Origin of the sequence: Roseburia sp. AM23-20 (genome assembly GCF_003470905.1) — a bacterium.
Taxonomy (GTDB): domain Bacteria; phylum Bacillota; class Clostridia; order Lachnospirales; family Lachnospiraceae; genus Roseburia; species Roseburia rectibacter.
The window spans coordinates 244120-263721 of the sequence record NZ_QRHS01000001.1; the positions used below are offsets into that span (position 1 = coordinate 244120).

Below are 19602 nucleotides of genomic sequence, written 5' to 3' on the forward strand. Positions count from 1 at the left end.
TACAACTTTATTGTGATACAGTATTGCAGTAATGTTTTATTCATGATATACCAGCAAAAATTTTTACAAACAGACAAAGGAGAGTTTTGTTATGACAGGACAAACGATAGGGCTGCTGCTCGTCATGATCATTTATCTGATCCTGATGGTGGGGATCGGTGTGATCTATTCGAAAAAGAACAATGATGTATCTGACTTTTATTTAGGTGGCCGGAAATTAGGACCGATCGTAACGGCAATGAGTGCGGAGGCTTCTGATATGAGCAGCTGGCTTCTGATGGGACTGCCGGGTGTTGCCTATCTTTCCGGTTGTGCCGAAGCAGGCTGGACAGCGATCGGACTTGCAATCGGTACTTATCTTAACTGGCTGATTGTTGCAAAACGTCTGCGCCGTTACACGCACAAGGCAAATAATTCCATCACACTTCCTGCTTTCTTTGAAAACAGATACCGTGACAAAAGTCATGCACTGATGGCGATCTCTGCTATTATGATCGTTATTTTCTTTGTACCATACACTGCTTCCGGATTTGCCGCATGTGGAAAATTATTTTCTACGCTGTTTGGGATATCCTATCTTCCGGCAATGATCGTCAGTGCCATCGTTATTGTTTTATATACCACGCTTGGCGGATTTCTTGCTGCAAGCATGACTGACCTGATCCAGAGTATTATTATGACGATCGCACTTTTGATCGTCGTATTTTTCGGTATTCACACAGCCGGTGGGCTGGATGCAGTTATCACAAATGCAAAATCCATGAGTGGATATTTAAGCCTGACTTCCTCTTATGACCCTGCAACCGGTGTGTCTGTGCCATATAAGGGACTGACGATCGCTTCCACGCTTGCCTGGGGACTTGGATATTTTGGTATGCCTCATATTCTGCTTCGTTTTATGGGAATCGAAGATGAAAACAAATTAAAAACCTCCAGAAGAATTGCATCCGTATGGGTTGTTATTTCCATGTTTGTGGCTATATTTATCGGTATCATCGGTTCTGCAATGACAAAATCAGGTGCTCTTGAATTATTTGAAACTTCCTCACAGTCAGAAACTCTGATCGTAAGGACAGCTGTTCTTTTAAGCGATCACGGCGTTTTGACTGTTATTATGGCTGGTCTGATCCTTGCCGGAATCCTTGCAAGTACCATGTCAACATCAGATTCCCAGCTTTTAGCCGCATCCTCATGTGTTTCACAAAACCTTTTCTGTGACTGCATGGGTCTAAAGCTGTCAAAAAAATCCTCCATGCTCATGGCAAGACTTACGGTTATCGTGATCGCTGTTATTGGTGTTTTCCTTGCAAGAAATCCGGATAGTTCGGTATTCCGTATCGTCTCTTTTGCATGGGCTGGATTTGGTGCAACCTTTGGTGCCGTTATGCTGTTTTCCTTATTCTGGAAACGCACGAATCGGAATGGCGCACTTGCAGGTATGATCGTTGGCGGTGTTATGGTGTTCGTATGGAAATACCTGATCGCTCCGCTTGGAGGGCTGTTTGGAATTTATGAACTGCTTCCGGCATTCATATGTTCCGCATTTGCGATTGTTGTTGTCAGCCTTTTGACTGCACCACCTTCACAGGAAATCATTGATGAATTTGAGAGCGTATAATGAAATCTTCATAAAAAATAGTCCGGGCTTTTAGTATCATCAATAAGCTCGGACTATTTTCATTATCTGTCTGTTCCCTGTTTCCAGTATAAATTTGTAAACTGGGCTTTCTGTTTCTGATCCTCATTTGGATTGACTGCATACATGCCCATCACAACTCCGGTAAATCCTCCTGCAACTTCTGAGGATAAGTATTTTGTACGCGCACTTCCAAGCAAAATTTCCTCTTCATTTATGATTCCATAAAAATGATACTGCGCTGCATCAGATACCACTTTTAAAATAATCTGTGCATCTTCCGGCAGTTCTATTTCTTTTGCTGTCATAACCGCATCTCCGATCCGCAGACGCAGGATCAATGTACGCTTTTTCTCTTTGCACAAAACAGCAAGATCATAATGATGTTCCTCTGACAGATAAAATGTGATGCCTGCTTCGGGAGAATTGCCGGTAAGTGAAACGGTAAGTTCTGTATCAAACTCCGACTGACGGACTCCTAAAAATGTTGGTGACTCAGTATCATTTAGTGTAAAACGGTTACCAAAAAGTGTCACACTGTTTTCAGTAAATTCATAACATTCCGGATGATATTCACGGAGATGACAAAAACGCTGCGGTTCGTTTTTTATTGTTTCAAAAGAAACATCATACCGTCCATTTATCTTCTGTTCTGAAGCTTTTAATGGCAGATCCATCACAGTCTGCACTGTTCCGTCCACACCTGCCGTAAACCATCCGTTCTTATCCCAGGTAACAGGAACCAAAAACACTTCACGTCCTAAATGATGGAACGGCATCCAGTCACTCTGGATACGGAATCCAAGACATACCATAAAATTTTCTCCATATGGCGTCTCTATGAGATCACCATGACCGATTCCCTGTATATGATTTTCATTACCACCCAGATTCCGGTTGGTAAGTACCGGATTTTGGGCATACGCTTCAAATGGTCCATAAGGATCTTTTGACCTTGCATAAGTTACCATATGACCATATTCCGTACCACCTTCTGCAACCATGAGATAATACCAGTCCCCAAAATGATACATATGCGGTGATTCAATATAACGGCCGCCGCTTCCCTTCCAGATCGGTCTGCTTTCTGTCAGACGTTTTCCGGTTGTGATATCGATCTCACACTGGAAAATACAGCCTCTTCCATCTGATTCATCCGTTCCATTGCTGATAAAATAAACTTTGTCTCCTTCAAAATACAAAGACGGATCAATACCGCCCTGATCCACAAAAACGGGATCCGACCATTCGCTGTAGATATCGTCTGTATAGACATAAAAATTTTTCTGATAGGTATTGTTGTTGGTAACCATATAGAACCGTCCGTTATGGAAGCGGATCGTCGGTGCGAACACCCCGCCGGAACCGGGAACCTGATATAAATTGACCTGACTTTTTCTGGTAAGGCAATGGCCGATCGGTTTCCAGTTTAACAGATCATCGCTTTCAAATAATGGAACCCCCGGAAAATATTCAAACGAACTGCAGGCAAGATAATATTTGCCGTTTGCACTGCAGATGCTTGGATCCGGGTAAAACCCCCGGACAACTGGATTTTGTACTTTCATGTTTACCTCTCCTTTGACAGCAGTTTAGGGCAGGCTGCTCATTTCAAAGACACTCCCGCTGACTGCATTATTTATGATACGGTTCGCCATTCATAATCCGGTAACTGCGGTAAATCTGCTCTAGCAGGACCACACGCATAAGCTGATGCGGAAACGTCATTTTCGAAAAACTGAGTTTAAAATCAGCACGTTTTAGCAGGTTTTCAGACATACCGAGCGATCCGCCGATCAGAAAAATGATCTGGCTGATCCCGGAAGTTCCGAGATTTTCAATCTTTTTCGATAACTCCACGGAATCTAACTCCTTACCATCGATTGCAAGGGCAAAGATATATGCACCCTCTTTTGCTTCTTTATCGAGACGCGTCAGGATACGCTCTGCTTCTTTTTCTCTGATCTGGTTTTCTACCGTATCACTTGCATTTTCCGGTGTCTTTTCGTCAGCGACCTCTATGATGTCTAATTTACAGTAACGGCTTAATCGTTTGCTGTATTCTGCAATTGCATCCCTGTAAAACTTTTCTTTGATCTTTCCTACACATAAAATTGTAACTTTCATAGTTCCTCACATAGTTTTATTTATGCTCTCCACGGAATTATGCTGCGAACTCATTTATCCTTATTCTAGCAAATCCGCTTGCATGCATCTACATTATAATTTATACTAAAACTACTTGAAAAACAATAGATGTTCATTCATCTGGAAATGAGGAAAATTATGTCACAGGAACCATTTGATATCAGCAACAATGCAGCCGAGAGCAACTTAGCACCGTCTCACGCATATGTATCAAAGAAAACAAAAAAAGAAGATGTCACATCCACTGCATATACATTTACGATCGTAAGTGTCGTTGGATTTATTCTTCTGATCTTATTCGGACTCGATCTGCTTCCTTTTCAAAGTGCTGCTTACTCTAAAACAATGATCCTTATTGTTATGGGTGTGATGTTTACTATTTTTCTTTTTGTCGGCATACATTCATTTATGGAATTAAAATCTCTTTCAAACGCCGCTGACCGTGAGGAACAGCAGTTTGAAGAAATCTGTCAGTGGTTTTTAGATACATATACGGCAGAAAAAATCAATGCAGATGCCGGTATCTCAGATGAATCTGAAGAGCAGAATTATTTTTTGCGTTATGAAATCATGAGGGGATTGCTTCTTGAAAAATATCCGCAGACGAATGCCTCACTTATTGATCACATCATAGAAACAATTTATGATAAAATATTTTTGGCATAGTGCTTTTTTCTGTCAGATATATGTGTTATAATGGACAAAATATTTGAATATATGAGGTGGCTATTGTGAAAATACTTGAAGAGAAGATTCTTTCTGAAGGAATTGCAGTCAATGAAGATATTTTAAAGGTAGACAGTTTTGTAAACCATCAGGTAGATCCTGTTTTGATGCAGCAGATCGGTGAGGCATTTGCCGAACATTATAAAGATTGCGGGGTAACAAAAGTTGTAACGATCGAAAGTTCCGGTATTGCTCCGGCTCTTATGACAGCACTGGCACTGAATGTTCCAATGATCATTTTGAAGAAACAGCCTTCTAAGGTATTAAATGATAATCTGTTTCAGACAGTAGTCACTTCTTTTACCAAGGGGACAAGCTATGAACTGACCTTATCCCAGCAGTTTATCAATGAAAATGACCATGTATTGATCGTGGATGATTTTCTTGCAAACGGCGAAGCTGCAACAGGAGCAATCCGCCTGCTGCGCAAAGCACATGCAACGATCGCCGGAGTCGGTATCCTGATTGAAAAATCATTCCAGCCGGGACGCGAAAAATTAATGGAACAGGGCATTGATGTATGCTCTCTCGCCCGCATCAGTAAACTTGGAAAAGATCTGATTGAATTTATTCCGGAAGAATAATAGAAAATATAAATAGCGGTAAGAAAATATGCCATCAGGCTTTTTTCTTACCGCTATATTTAAATAGAAGAGAATCTACTTATGGTTTTATAGTCTGAATCGTTCCGTCCTCATTATATTGAAGTTCACAGTATTTCACACAGCGCATACTGTTAACTCCTCCGGACAACTCACAGTCATGATAAAAAAGATACCATTTTTCACCAACCTGTACGATGGAATGATGTGTTGTCCAGCCGAGTACCGGTTCTAAAATTACACCTTTGTACTGAAATGGTCCCATAGGATTGTCTCCGACAGCATAAACAATTTTATGTGTAGTTCCTGTCGAATAGGAAAAATAATATTTTCCCTGATATTTGTGCATCCATGGTCCTTCAAAATATCTCCGGTCTTCGTCTCCTGCTTTTAAAGGCTCTCCATTTTCATCTAAAATGACAATTTCTTTTACATCTTCTGCAAAGCCAAGCATATCATCTCTTAATCTCGCAACTCTTGGTCCGACTGCATTTTTATCCATATCTGGTTCTGTGGCATTTTCATCAAATACTCCGGTTTTCCATTTTTCCAGTTGTCCGCCCCATAAGCCGCCAAAATAAATATATGCCTCATTATCATCATCTACCAGTACAGCAGGATCTATGCTGAAACTTCCTTCTATATAGTTTTTCTCCGGGATAAATTTTCCGGCAGGTTTATCGGATACTGCAACACCGATACGGAAAATGCCTTCCTTATCACGTGCCGGGAAAAAGAGATAATATTTTCCATTTTTATATGCCGCATCCGGTGCCCACATTTGTTTTGATACCCATGGAACTTCATCCATATGCAATACTTCACCACAGTCAACACATTCACTGTCTACATTATCCATACAGAGAATGTGATAATCTTCCATATTATACTGGTCTCCATTGTCATTGTCTTCACATTCATGCTGCAGATCGTGTGAAGGATAAATATAAATTTTTCCTTCAAATACATGTGCAGATGGATCTGCAGTATAAATATTTTTTACCAGTGGTTGTTTTTGTTTTGCCATTCTTTTTCTCCTTCAAATCTTTTTATGATCATTTATATCATGCTAACATCAGCCTTTTACAGCTCCCGCAGTCAGTCCGTCTACGATCTGGTTGCTAAAACAGCAGTAAACAATGATTGTCGGCAGAATCGCAATGATAATCGCAGCAAACATCTGTGTATAATTTGTATTATAAGGTCCTACAAACTTGGATAATGCTACCGGCAGTGTTTTTTTTGCGTCATCTGAGATAAATACCATTGCTAAAAGAAGTTCATTCCAGTTCCCGACGAATGCCATCAATGCTGTTACAAAAATACCTGTTTTGGATAATGGCAATGCAATGGATGTAAATATTTTATAAATAGAGCATCCATCTATGCAGGCAGCCTCAAACATTTCATTTGGCATATTTTTGAAAAATCCTGTCATAATAAAAATTGTTGTAGGCAGTGATACTACGGTATAAGGTATGATCAAACCAAGCAGACTGTTATATAAATGCATATTGGAAAATGTTTTAAATAATGGTATTAAAATACAGTGGATCGGAATCATCATTCCGATCAGGAAATATGTCATAACTGCACCGGACATTTTAAAACGCAGTCTTCCGAGTGCAAAACTTGCCATACAGCCTATGATAATATTAAGAATTAATGCGGTAACACATACAATAGCTGAATTTAAGGTTGCAATACCAAGTTTTCCGGCAGTCCATGCAAAAATAAAGTTTCCAAGCTGGATTTCTTCGGGCAATGCAAATGGACTTTTAAAAATTTCTGTATTCGTTTTCAGCGAAACAAAAAACATCCATACCAATGGTGCTAAATAAAGAAAAGCCATCAATACAAGGAATATATATATCACGATTTTCCATGCCAGTGCTTTTTTATTTCCTTTCATGTAAATTTCCCCCTTACATTTCATAGTTTTCTACTTTTACAAACTTATTAATGAAAAATGTAACCAACAGACATAAAATTAAAAGCACAACACCAATCGCACTTGCATATCCGTATTTAAAATATTTAAATCCCTGCGTATAAAGATGTGTTGCAAGAACTTCCGTCTGATGATTTGGTCCGGCTTCTGTCATGTTAAAGATCAGATCAAAGAATTTTAATGCGCCAATGCAGTTTAAGGACATTGCAATCGCCATCATTGGACGGATCAATGGCATGGTAACATACCAGAAAGCTTTTGTTTTAGTTGCTCCGTCGATATAGGCAGCTTCATAAAGTGATTTATCGATTCCTGATATCTGTGCCATATAAAGCATCATAGATTGTCCTACATACTGCCACAATGCAACAAATGCGATCACTTTCATCGGAAGTGTAATATATCCGCTGACATCCATCAGCCAGAGTGGTCCTTCTATTCCCCATGTTGCAAGAACCTGATTGATACCAAGTTTTGGTGTAAAAATAAACATCCATAACAGTCCGAGTGCTGCTGATGAAAGTACACATGGCAGATAATATATATTCTTAAAAAGGTTTCTTCCTTTTTTTATATTCGTAAGTAATGCTGCTAAAAAAAGACCAACAACAAGTTGTGATACTACGGAAAAAATCATAAAAAATATTGAATTTTTCAATGCGATCTGCATTGTTGTATCTTTCGTAAACAACTTAACATAATTTCCAAATCCGATAAATTCGGGTTTCGATAACGCATCCCAATCACAGAGAGAATAATAAATCGACTGGCAGATTGGTATAAATAATACCAGGGTAAAGAGAATTATTCCCGGTGCAAGAAACAGACAGATGGCTTTTTTATCCCGTAATAGTTTATCCATAAAATTTCCCCCATCAACACATTCATTCTATTTGTGAACACGGGATCCATAACAGATCCCGTGTTCAGGTACTTCAGCTATACATTATTTATTCCAGACATTTTCCTTATAAAAATCTTCAATGATCTGTAATCCATCTTCTACTGAATTGTTTCCAAGATAAATAGAAACCATTGCATCATCAAATGTTGAACCGGCTTCTGTGGAAGCAAGTGATTCATTATAGAATCCAAATGTTCCGGTTGCTTTTGCAAAGATATCCATCACATACTTTAACTGCTTTGGAGCTTTATCATAATCAATATCAACATTGGTAACCGGAATCTTTCCACCGATCTCTGCTGTATATTTCTGTGCAGTCTCATCAGTAAAATATTTCATTAATGCAATACATGCATCCGGATGCTCCGTAGTAGAGCTCATTGCAAGGCTGTCTGTTTTTGCAATGATACGGTTTGGATCGTTACCGCCTTCAATGGCCGGGAACTGGAATACACCGCATTTTTCTTCAAAATCAGGATTAGAACCATTGATCTGTGCGATTGCCCAGGAACCCTGAATTAAGATCGCAGCCTCACCATTATAAAAGTTTGCAGTTGCAACATCATTTGTATCTCCTGCTGCTGTTGGCTGGAAATATTTTGATAACTCAAGCATTTTATTTGCTGCATCCTGGAACGGCTGATCAAGCCAGCTTGCATTACCTGCTGCAATTGCATCAAGATCTGCATTTTCTCTGTCGCAGAGATATCCACACAACATTGATAAACACCATGCTGTTCCTGCACTGATCGTAATCGGAGTATAACCTTTTGACTGAAGTGTCTCACATGCTGCAAGAAGATCATCGTATGTTTCCGGAACATCTACACCGGCATCTGCAAACATTTCTGTGTTATAAAATACACATGCTGCTGCAAGATTGGTAGGTACTGCGTAAATTTTTCCGTCATAAGTCTGTTTATCAAATACACCACCGTTAAACGTATCGTACCATCCGTCTTCATGCAAATAATCTGTAAGATCAGCCGCAACCCCCGGCTCCACATAATCTGTAAGATTTGGTCCAGGTGAAACAATAAATACATCCGGTGTCTGATTGGAAGCAACTAATGCATTTAATTTTGTATAGTATTCTTCCAGATTTGTTGTGATCACATTACAGTGATAAACCCCCTCATAATCTTTGTTGAATCTGTCGATGACATCTTTATAACCCAATGTGATAAGATCTTCCGTTGCCTCCATGTCATCCCAGAACATCCAGGTAATCTCTTCTACATCCCCGTCTGTTTTTGTAGTGCTCTCCTCTTTCTGGTCTGTTTTTTCAGCAGCTGCAACTCCTGATTCAGACGAAGCATTTGTGTTTACCCCGGTATCAGTAGATACTCCACAACCTGCTATCGTTCCCATTGCCATCAATAAGGAAAGACCTGTTGCTAAAACTTTTTTTAACTTCATATGTAACCCCCTTCTTTCACCTGTCAGATATTCTGACTGTGTGAATTGATTTATTTGACAATCTTATCTTATTTCTTACTTGTTTTATTCTCTATACAATAATTGCTTTTTCATAATCAATTCTTGCTTTTTTTGTATTTAATTCAAAGTACAAATTGCATAATTTGGTAGTATTTTTCAAAATATTATTATATTTTTTGTGCACATTTCCTTTTTTATAAAATGATATTGTTTTTAAAATTGATATATTGTATATATATCTTAAGAAACAGCAATAGATTTTCGATTAATAAAATGCAATATTTCGTAATGAAATTTATATTTTTATATCAATTTAAAAAATACATATAATCTGATTTATGCAGAACATGGCAAAAAATAATTCTAAGGAAGTTTACATAGAAAAGGAGATTTGAATGATAAAATATTTAGATGGTGTTCGTGAAACAGTTGGATTTGAAAATAACTCATCCCTTATGCTTTTTGATAATACTGATTATGAAGAATATCCGGTTCATTGGCATACACCCATCGAGCTGATCATGCCAACAGAAGGAACATATGATGTAGACTGCAATCAGATTCCATTTCATATGCGCAAAGGAGACATTATTGTTATTATTCCGGGTACTCTGCACCATATGAAAGCCTGTCATGGGCGACGAATTATTTTTCAGGTTGATATGAACAGTGGAAAACCATTTGAAGAGTTTACTGCATTTCTGCCTTTTTTACAGCCGGCTGTTTTGATCACTCCGGAGGAGGCTCCTGCCATTCACGAGGAAGCTATGTCTCTTATGTTTGGAATCAGAGATGAATATCTCTCTGATACACCGTTATATGAGACGTCTGTTTATGCAAAATTTTTACAGCTTATCGTTTTGATTGGCAGACAGATTGCCAGTACCCCGGCAAAATTTGCTGACACAAAACCAACAAAACAAAAAGAGTATATTGATAAATTTATCAGTATTTGTCAATATATCAACCAGCATTGTACAGAAGATATTACCTTAGAACAGGTTGCTGCTTTAGCAGGATTTTCAAAATATCATTTCAGCAGATTGTTTAAAGAATTTACAAATATTTCTTTTTATAAATACCTGAACAACCAGCGAATTTCATATGCTGAAAAACTTCTGTTAGATCCCAATATAAATATAACCGAAGTGGCCATTCACTCCGGTTATAATAGTATTTCCGCATTTATGCGGATGTTTAAAATTATAAAAAATTGTACTCCAACAGAGTTTCGGAACATGTATCAGTCCTGATATCATTGTGGATGATATCCCAAATTTACACGATAGATATCACTGACTAAACCTGTCTTGTTATTTACTGCCATGACAGATAATACATAATCCCCTTCCGGAACAACAATCGGTTCTGTATAAACAGCCGATTCTGTTGTTGGATCTGTAGAATCCCATGTATAATAAATCGTGCAATCTTTCTGCTGTGTGATTGTTACAGTGGTCTCCTCAGAGAAAACTCCTCCATCTGGTGAGACAGATGGCAGATCCGGTTTTTTAAACTGAATCTGGTATTCTTCTGTTACGATATCACTGTAGATGCCTTTTTCATTACAACATACAGCATTGATTTCAAAATTTCCAGTATGATTTAGCGGAATACCTCCCTGTGGATATGGAATCCCATTTTCTTTATCCGGGACAGTGCCATCCGTCGTATAATAAATGTCATTTCCGGCAATTGAGTAGATCACGACTGTAATATAATCATCATATTGCCCACTAAGCGGAGATATGATCGGTTCACCAACCTCATAATCATCGAATAATGCAAGTATATTCCCATCCGTAACATCTTCTTTTAAAGAAAGAATGCTGTCATAATCCCCCATTTCATCATAAATGGAGATCAGATGCTGATAAGCCTCTTTATTCGTTTTGTCAAGTTGAAGGATTTCCATATATAAAACGAGTGCTGAATCATATTCTTTCTGGCTGGTATAGACTTCTGCCATTGCCTCACGTACTTTGATATCATCCGGCTGCAATGCCAATGCGGTTTTATAATATTGAAGTGCATTTTCGTAATTATGATCTACCAGTTCTTTTTCAGCCATTTCAATTTGATAATCGTAGGAATTTGCATTCTTATTATCTATATAAAGTTTTACAGCAACACCAACTGCCGCACCTGTCACTATAAAGCAGCAACAGAGAATCAGCAGCAGATGGTTGTTTTTTTTCTTTTTGTTTTTTTGGGGTTCTACTTCCGTCTTTTGCGGATTTTTTGAACTTTCTCCGTCTTTTAGAAGTGAACGCAGATAATCATCCTCAAGTACGTTGTAATCCGAAACTATCTGTGCTTCGTGGCCACAGACAGAACAGTAAAGGCAGCCTTTTTTTAACTCTGCCCCACACTTCGCACATTTCATGGGATATCCTCGCTTTCGACTTATTAAAATAATCCTGTGATCACACCGTTATCATCAACATCTATACCGTATGCTGCCGGATTTTTTGGAAGTCCAGGCATTGTCATGATCGCTCCGGTAACCGCTACAACAAAACCTGCTCCGGCAGAAACATAAACTTCTCTCACATTAATGGTAAATCCGCTAGGACGTCCGAGTTTCGTCTGGTCATCAGACAGGGAATATTGTGTCTTTGCCATACATACAGGGAAATTTGACATTCCCATCTCAGCAATGCGCTTTAACTCCTTTGCAGCAGCAGGTGCATATGTCACACCGTCAGCTCCATAAATTTCTTTTGCAATCGTCTCGATTTTTTCTTCCAGTGAAAGATCATCCGGGTATAATGGTTTGAAATGGCTTTCCTTTGTCTCTAAGGTTTTTAATACTTTCTCGGCAAGTTCTACTCCACCTTTTCCACCTTTTTCCCAAACTTCTGCAAGTGCAAATTCACAATCTCTTTCACGGCAGAACTGTTCAATATAATCGGTCTCGGCTTTCGTATCTGTAACAAATGAATTTAATGTCACGACAACTGGAACACCATATTTCTGTAAATTCTCGATATGTTTTTCAAGATTTACGATACCCTTCTTTAAAGCATCTAAGTTTTCTTCACCAAGATCAGCTTTTGCAACACCACCATTGTATTTTAATGCTCTTACCGTTGCAACTAAGACAACAGCATCCGGATGGAGCCCTGCCATACGGGATTTGATATCAAAAAACTTTTCTGCACCTAAATCTGCACCAAAACCGGCTTCTGTGATGACATAGTCCGCCAGTTTTAAAGCTGTCTTTGTAGCACGTACACTGTTACAGCCATGTGCAATATTTGCAAATGGTCCGCCGTGAACGATTGCCGGTGTGTGCTCTAAAGTCTGGATCAGGTTTGGTTTTAAAGCATCTTTTAATAATGCAGCCATTGCGCCGGTCGCTTTGATATCATCTGCAGTAACAGGCTTACCATCATAAGTATATGCAACAATGATCTTTCCGAGTCTGCGTTTTAAATCATGCATATCATCTGCAAGACATAATACAGCCATAATTTCTGATGCAACGGTGATAACAAAATGATCTTCCCTGACCATTCCATCCATTTTTCTGCCAAGACCGACTACAATATTTCGAAGGACACGGTCATTCATATCCAGACAACGTTTCCAGACAACCTGTCTTGGATCAATACCAAGCTCATTTCCCTGCTGGATATGATTATCAAGCAATGCAGCGAGCAGATTGTTTGCAGAAGTAATCGCATGAAAATCTCCGGTAAAATGAAGATTTAAGTCTTCCATTGGAACTACCTGTGCATAACCGCCTCCGGCAGCACCGCCTTTAATTCCAAAACACGGTCCAAGGGACGGTTCACGGAGTGCGATCACTGCTTTCTTTCCAAGCTGTCCAAATGCCTCACCAAGTCCTACACTGATCGTTGTTTTCCCTTCTCCCGCCGGAGTTGGATTGATTGCTGTTACAAGGATTAATTTTCCATCTGGTTCATCTTTAACACGTTCCATCAGTTCATCAGAGAGCTTTGCTTTATATTTTCCATAAAGTTCTAATTCGTCCTCTGTGATACCAAGTTTTTCGGCTACTTCACGGATATGCAGCATTTCTGCTTCCTGTGCGATCTCGATGTCTGTTTTCATAATGATTCCTCCTCGTGTCTTATAAATATTCTTCTTCGTATTGTTCAAACTGCTCCTGCGTCATTAAAACGCGGCGCGGTTTTGTACCTTCTTCCGGACCGACAATGCCGGCCTCCTCAAGCTGATCCATAATTCTTGCTGCCCGGTTAAAACCAACTTTAAAATAACGCTGCAACATTCCAATAGACCCTTTTTCTTTATCGATCAAAAGTTTTGCGGCATCTGCAAAATATGCATCTCTTCCATCTCCGGTTCCCGAATTTGAATCAATGCTCACAGTAGTATTTTCAGATTCTATATTATTCATATGTTCTTCCACTGCCGCGCTATATGAAACCTGTCCATTTTCCTCTTTGATGTAATTGACAACATCTGATACTTCCTTGTCAGAAACAAATGCTCCCTGTACACGGACCGGCTTTGGAATTCCCTGCGGATAGAAAAGCATATCGCCTTTCCCAAGCAGTTTTTCTGCACCGTTCATATCAAGAATTGTTCTTGAATCAACACCGGATGTTACCGCAAAGGCAATACGGCTTGGCATATTTGCCTTGATCAATCCGGTGATTACATTTACAGAAGGACGCTGGGTTGCAATGATAAGATGAATCCCGGCTGCACGTGCAAGCTGAGCCAACCGGCAGATCGCACCTTCCACATCACTCGGTGCAACCATCATCAGATCTGCTAACTCATCCACGATAATGACGATCTGAGGCATTTTTTCCGGTTTCGGATCACCTTCCACATCCGGAAGACTGTCTATTTTAGCATTGTATCCTTTTAAATTCCGGACATGCGCTTCGGCAAATTTATTATAACGGTCAGTCATTTCTGCTACTGCCCAGTTTAAGGCACCTGCTGCTTTTTTCGGATCAGTAACGACCGGTATCAGAAGATGCGGGATACCATTGTAAACACTTAACTCCACAACTTTCGGATCTACCATGATCAGTTTTACATCCTTCGGATCTGCCTTGTACAAAATACTCATAATGATCGTGTTGATGCAGACAGATTTACCGGAACCCGTTGCACCTGCGATCAGAAGATGCGGCATTTTTTCAATATCAGCTACAGATACTTTACCACCGATATCTTTTCCGACACAGAAAGAAATTTTCGATGGATGGGACTGAAATTCCTCAGATTCCACCAGCTCGCGGAACGACACCATAACATTTTCCTTATTTGGAACTTCAATACCAATCGCTGCCTTTCCAGGGATCGGTGCTTCGATACGGATATCCGCTGCTGCAAGATTTAACTTGATATCATCCGCCAAATTAACGATCTTGCTTACTTTTACACCCATTTCCGGCTGTAATTCATATCTTGTTACGGCAGGTCCGCAACTGATATTTGTGATCGTGACATTAACACCAAAATTCTTTAATGTCTGTTGCAGCTTCATGGCAGTTTCCTGTAACTGTTTTCTGGTATCTCCCTGCTTGTTTTCAGATTGTTTCAGAAGTGTAACAGGAGGAAATACATACGCTTTCTCAGGTGGTGCAGTTTCCAGATCTATTTCCATTACCAGTTCAGCTGCATCTTCATTTTTCATATATACAGGCTCGTGAGATACAGTTTCACGTTTTACAGGTCCGGTTTGTTCTGCAGCGGTCTGCTGCGCCTGTATATCTTCATTAACTGATTCTTCTTCCGATAAATCAGATCCTAAATCAGCCTCAAATGATGATAGATCTGAGGTATCCTCTGAAAAAGGCTCTATTCCAAATGCCATTGCAGGATCAGGACGCCCCGGCATATCGAATATCTCTTCCTCTTCGACTGTCTGTGAAACTTTTGGTTCTTCCATCTGGATTGGAAAAGATGCCTGCTCATCCTCCGCTGCAAAAAGCGCTGTTTTTTCCGTCAGAGCCTGTCCCATTGCTTCTAACGCCTCATCTGAAAATGCAGATGGAGCCATCTTCTGTGGTGCATTTCCTGCAGTCAGTGTAACACGTTTTTCCTCTTTGATCTCCGGCAGATCTATCATATCTTCCGGCAAAATCTCGCTGATATCCTGAGAACGTTTCTGTGACGTATCCGGGATCAGTTTGGTATCGATAGCAACTCCCTCAACCTTTCTGTCCATTCTACGCTGCTGCTCCCGCTGTTCACGTTCTTCCCTTCGCATCTCTGCACGTTCTCTGTGCCGCTCATTACTGATCTTCGCAGACTCATATACCTTACGTCCACCCTTTTGCATACCACGGAATGCGGAACGTTCGGTAATAAGTACAAGTGAAATGATAAGTACGATCACATCGATCACATAAGCGCCAATAATTCCAAAACCGGAACATAACATATGTGAAAGCACGCCACCGATCAGTCCGCCGCCACTTTTTGCATCAAAACTATACCGGTAGGCATCCATTGCAGTTTTCGCATCCGTTCCATCGGAAATGAGTTCGAAAAACATGCACAAAAATGCCACAAAAAGAATGACTGCCACTAATTTTACAGCCGCAACTCTGTTTCCCTGATTCGAAACAGCAAAAAAAGTACCAACCAGCAATACAATCGGAAATATATATGAAATAATTCCAAATATACCAAAAAAGAAACGACTGACCGTTCCTCCTATGGTACCGCCAAATCCAAAATTACTGATAAAAAGTAAAAGTGAAACAGCTACTACGATCCATAAGATCACTTCACGTGTAAATTCTGTTTCACGTTCCTGCTGTTTTTTTGTAGTCCTCTTATGTCCAGAATTTGTTTTCCTGCCGGATGATGTTCTTTTACCGGCAGCAGAACGCTTCCTATTCCCTGTTGCCAAAATATTACCTCCAAATCAATTTTATGCCATATAGATATATCCGCCGATCGAGATAACGCCTACGATCAGGCAGTAAATAGCAAAGCCTGTAAATTTCTTTCTACGCACAACAATAAGCATTGTCTTAATACAGACATAACCTACTACAGCAGCTACGATCATACCAACTACATAGTATGCAATTTCCGCACCAGAAAGTGCAGCTGCCGTGTAATCTTTTAATTCCAGTACCAGTGCTCCAAGAATTGCCGGTATCGACATCAAAAATGAGTATTTTACAGCAAAATTACGGTTAAAACCACTGAGCAGACATGCAGTAATCGTCGTTCCGGAACGTGACAACCCCGGAAGCGTTGCTATTCCCTGTGCAATACCGACGCCAAATGCATTTGTATATGTAACACCTTTTGGCAGCTTATCTCCATCTTTTGCATGATCCGCAATAAAAAGCAGGACAGCGGTAAGAATCAGACAAATCCCCGGAATAAGTAATATCTCAGATGCCATCTCCACGACATCTTTTCCGACCACTCCGATGATTCCTGTTGGAATCGTGGATACAATGATCAAAACAACTAATTTGCGGTAGCTGCTGTTTACCAGACGGAGATATGGCTCATCTGTCCTGCCGGTTTTATTCCCGATAAAACGGACGAAATTAATGATACAATCCCTGATCAGACCGATTCCCTCTACAATCATTTTCAAAACATCTTTATAGTATACAACACAAATAGCTGCCAGAGTCCCGATATGCAAAAGTACATCAAATAAAAGTCCTGTCTCTGTATCTACCCCAAATAATATTTTAAAAATCGCCAGATGTCCGGAACTGCTCACGGGTAAAAATTCTGTCAATCCCTGTATGATCCCCATCAATATTGCCTGTAATAATGACATATCTGCCTCCTCTTTGTATCTCCGTAATAAATCGTTCTTTTGCAATAACTTTTTACATACATGTTTTATCTTAACATATTTGAGGCAGATTGTCATTAACTGGTTATTTTTTTTCTATCATCTGATGCAGTTTTGAAAATGCATCGGAAATACCTCCAACTTCATTGATCAGTCCTTCATCCACCGCTTCTTTTCCGACCAGAATTGTTCCAAGATCTTTTGTGAGTATTCCGGTGTTCATCATAAGCTCTTCCAAACGTTTTTCCGTTGCTTTTGAATGTGTACTGATAAAGTGTACGATCCGGTCCTGCATCTGTTTAAAGTAATCGTATGTTGGTTTTGCGCCAATCACGGTTCCATTCATGCGAACCGGATGGATCACCATGGTTCCGGATGGCACAATAAAGGAATAGTCTGTTGACACGGCTAAAGGGACACCGATGGAATGACTGCCGCCAAGAACCAGTGAAACGGTTGGTTTCCGGATGGATGCAATCATTTCGGCAATCGCCAGACCGCTTTCCACATCACCACCAACCGTGTTTAAAAGCAGCAACAGCCCTTCTGTATCCGGATTATCTTCAAGTTCAGCCAGTTTTGGCAGAACATGCTCATATTTTGTGGTTTTGGTAGTTGCCGGAAGACAGTCGTGTCCCTCAATCTCCCCAATGATCGTCAGTAATGAAATCTTATTTTTCATTTGTATCTGACCAAACTCTTTGATCTCTTCATTTTTCTTTTCCTGATTTTCTGCCATGATATACTCCTTCCATATGATATGAAAACAATAGACGGTACGCTCTTTAAATATTCTATTGTCATGAATGAAAAAACAGGATGTTTGTAACATCCTGTTTTTTATACGACATCCTTATTTAAGTATATCCAATCTGCAAAATAATCATACAGAATTAGCATCCGAGCAGATAATTGTATAATCCCTCGTATTTCCCTTTAGAGTTATTCCATGAATAATCATTTGCCATGCCACGGTCGATCATCTGATTCCACTGTTTCTTGCGGTCAAAGAAGATATGTTTTGAATAATTGATCACAGAAAGCATTTCATCTCCATTATAATTTGCAAATGAAAAACCGTCTCCTGAATTTTCATACTCATTAAATGGTTTTACCGTATCTCTTAATCCACCTGTCTCACGGACAATCGGAACAGTACCATAACGGAAAGAAATAAGCTGTGTCAGCCCGCATGGTTCAAAACGGGATGGCATCAGGAAAGCATCTGCCGCTGCGTAAAGTTTATGTGCAAGTTCATCAGAATAACAGATATTAGCAGATACACGATCACCGTATTTCCATGCATAATGGCGGAACATATTCTCATACTGTGGATCTCCGGTACCTATGACAACCAGCTGGGTATAATCATCCACGATCCGGTCGATCGCATAGTTCACAAGATCTAAGCCTTTCTGATCTGTCAGTCTTGAGATCAGCCCGATCATGTATTTCTTCTTGTCAACAGCAAGTCCAAGCTCTGCCTGAAGTTTTACCTTGTTCATGTACTTTTTCTTCCGGAAATCCGATGGTGTGTAATTCGTATAGATCTTTCCATCTGTTGCCGGATCATAAACTTTATAATCAATACCATTTACAATACCCTGCATATCAAAATGACGTGCAGATAACAGACCGTTCAATCCTTCTCCATAGTACTCGGTCTGAATCTCCTGCGCATAGGAATCGCTGACAGTCGTGATATAATCTGCATAAACAAGTCCGCCTTTTAACATGTTGGCATCCTTTTTAAATTCCAGTTTATCCGGTGTGAACAGAGAAGCTGAAAATCCGGTCAGTCCCTGCATAGTCTTGATATCCCATACTCCCTGGAATTTCAGGTTGTGGATCGTCATGATACTCTTCATTCCCCAGTAAAAGGAATCTGCCTGAAATTCATTTTTCAGATATACCGGAATAAGACCTGTCTGCCAGTCATGACAGTGAATCAGATTCGGGCAGAAGTCAATCTGTTTTAGCATGGACAATACAGCTTTGTCAAAGAAACAGAACTTTTCAATATCATAGCGGACATCTCCATATGGCACTGCACAGTTAAAATATTCCTGATTGTCAATAAAATAATATGTAATGCCATCCATGACATATTTTAAAATACCGACATATTTATTCGTAATATAACTGCCGGTGCTCATATAAAAATGAGCTACATATTCGAATTTGCTGCGGAACTTATCCGGAATGCAGCTATAATTTGGTATTACAACCCTGACATCCCATTCATTCTTATCAAATTCTTTTGGCAATGCTCCACATACATCCGCCAAACCCCCGGTTTTAATAAACGGAACACACTCCGATGCTGCAAAAAGTATTTTCTTCATAGCAATCTCCATTCCTGTGTTTATTCTACATCTATTTCTATTATCATATAACATTTCCGAAAAG

General features: G+C 39.7%; 16 protein-coding genes. 4 read left to right on the forward strand and 12 right to left on the reverse strand.

Annotation, left to right across the window (positions count from 1 at the left end):
- The first annotated feature begins 91 nt into the window (after positions 1-91).
- A complete protein-coding gene (locus DW650_RS01135; RefSeq protein ID WP_118208862.1) occupies positions 92-1618 on the forward strand; it encodes a sodium/proline symporter in 1527 nt (508 codons plus the stop codon).
- 62 nt (positions 1619-1680) lie between these two features.
- On the opposite strand, the gene DW650_RS01140 is transcribed toward DW650_RS01135, so the two are convergent.
- Positions 1681-3204 (reverse strand): glycoside hydrolase family 43 protein, encoded by a 1524-nt coding sequence (locus DW650_RS01140; protein ID WP_118208863.1) that lies wholly within the window; start codon positions 3202-3204, stop codon positions 1681-1683.
- A gap of 67 nt (positions 3205-3271) precedes the next feature.
- Entirely contained in the window at positions 3272-3763 is a 492-nt protein-coding gene (gene rlmH / locus DW650_RS01145; protein ID WP_118208864.1) for a 23S rRNA (pseudouridine(1915)-N(3))-methyltransferase RlmH, read from the reverse strand.
- A gap of 159 nt (positions 3764-3922) precedes the next feature.
- Here rlmH and DW650_RS01150 point away from each other — a divergent pair, with 159 nt between their 5' ends.
- Positions 3923-4450: a hypothetical protein gene (locus tag DW650_RS01150; RefSeq protein WP_243102831.1), complete on the forward strand. Its 528-nt coding sequence runs from the start codon at positions 3923-3925 to the stop codon at positions 4448-4450.
- A gap of 65 nt (positions 4451-4515) precedes the next feature.
- The gene (locus tag DW650_RS01155) at positions 4516-5094 is read left to right on the forward strand and encodes a xanthine phosphoribosyltransferase (protein ID WP_118208866.1); all 579 of its coding nucleotides are present in this window, start codon (positions 4516-4518) and stop codon (positions 5092-5094) included.
- Positions 5095-5173: 79 nt separating this feature from the next.
- On the opposite strand, the gene DW650_RS01160 is transcribed toward DW650_RS01155, so the two are convergent.
- The 4 genes from DW650_RS01160 to DW650_RS01175 form a co-directional block, all read right to left on the reverse strand.
- Positions 5174-6139 (reverse strand): glycoside hydrolase family 43 protein, encoded by a 966-nt coding sequence (locus DW650_RS01160; RefSeq protein WP_118208867.1) that lies wholly within the window; start codon positions 6137-6139, stop codon positions 5174-5176.
- 48 nt (positions 6140-6187) lie between these two features.
- On the reverse strand, positions 6188-7024 hold the full coding sequence (locus tag DW650_RS01165; protein ID WP_118208868.1) for a carbohydrate ABC transporter permease: 837 nt from the start codon (positions 7022-7024) through the stop codon (positions 6188-6190).
- Positions 7025-7037: 13 nt separating this feature from the next.
- Complete coding sequence (locus DW650_RS01170) at positions 7038-7925, reverse strand: carbohydrate ABC transporter permease (protein WP_118208869.1); 888 nt, start codon at positions 7923-7925, stop codon at positions 7038-7040.
- Between the two features lie 84 nt (positions 7926-8009).
- Positions 8010-9386, reverse strand: coding sequence for an ABC transporter substrate-binding protein (locus DW650_RS01175; protein WP_117921399.1), 1377 nt, complete (start codon positions 9384-9386; stop codon positions 8010-8012).
- A gap of 416 nt (positions 9387-9802) precedes the next feature.
- Here DW650_RS01175 and DW650_RS01180 point away from each other — a divergent pair, with 416 nt between their 5' ends.
- Positions 9803-10660 (forward strand): helix-turn-helix transcriptional regulator, encoded by an 858-nt coding sequence (locus tag DW650_RS01180; RefSeq protein WP_117921398.1) that lies wholly within the window; start codon positions 9803-9805, stop codon positions 10658-10660.
- A gap of 2 nt (positions 10661-10662) precedes the next feature.
- On the opposite strand, the gene DW650_RS01185 is transcribed toward DW650_RS01180, so the two are convergent.
- The 6 genes from DW650_RS01185 to glgA form a co-directional block, all read right to left on the reverse strand.
- Complete coding sequence (locus DW650_RS01185; protein WP_118208870.1) at positions 10663-11793, reverse strand: tetratricopeptide repeat protein; 1131 nt, start codon at positions 11791-11793, stop codon at positions 10663-10665.
- 23 nt (positions 11794-11816) lie between these two features.
- The gene (locus DW650_RS01190) at positions 11817-13487 is read right to left on the reverse strand and encodes a formate--tetrahydrofolate ligase (protein ID WP_118208871.1); all 1671 of its coding nucleotides are present in this window, start codon (positions 13485-13487) and stop codon (positions 11817-11819) included.
- Between the two features lie 19 nt (positions 13488-13506).
- Positions 13507-16275: an FtsK/SpoIIIE family DNA translocase gene (locus DW650_RS01195; RefSeq protein WP_118208872.1), complete on the reverse strand. Its 2769-nt coding sequence runs from the start codon at positions 16273-16275 to the stop codon at positions 13507-13509.
- Between the two features lie 21 nt (positions 16276-16296).
- The gene (locus tag DW650_RS01200) at positions 16297-17175 is read right to left on the reverse strand and encodes an undecaprenyl-diphosphate phosphatase (protein WP_186898800.1); all 879 of its coding nucleotides are present in this window, start codon (positions 17173-17175) and stop codon (positions 16297-16299) included.
- A 103-nt stretch (positions 17176-17278) separates the two neighbouring features.
- Complete coding sequence (locus tag DW650_RS01205; protein ID WP_117921388.1) at positions 17279-17932, reverse strand: ClpP family protease; 654 nt, start codon at positions 17930-17932, stop codon at positions 17279-17281.
- 154 nt (positions 17933-18086) lie between these two features.
- Positions 18087-19538, reverse strand: coding sequence for a glycogen synthase GlgA (gene glgA / locus DW650_RS01210; protein ID WP_117921386.1), 1452 nt, complete (start codon positions 19536-19538; stop codon positions 18087-18089).
- Between the last annotated feature and the right edge of the window lie 64 nt (positions 19539-19602).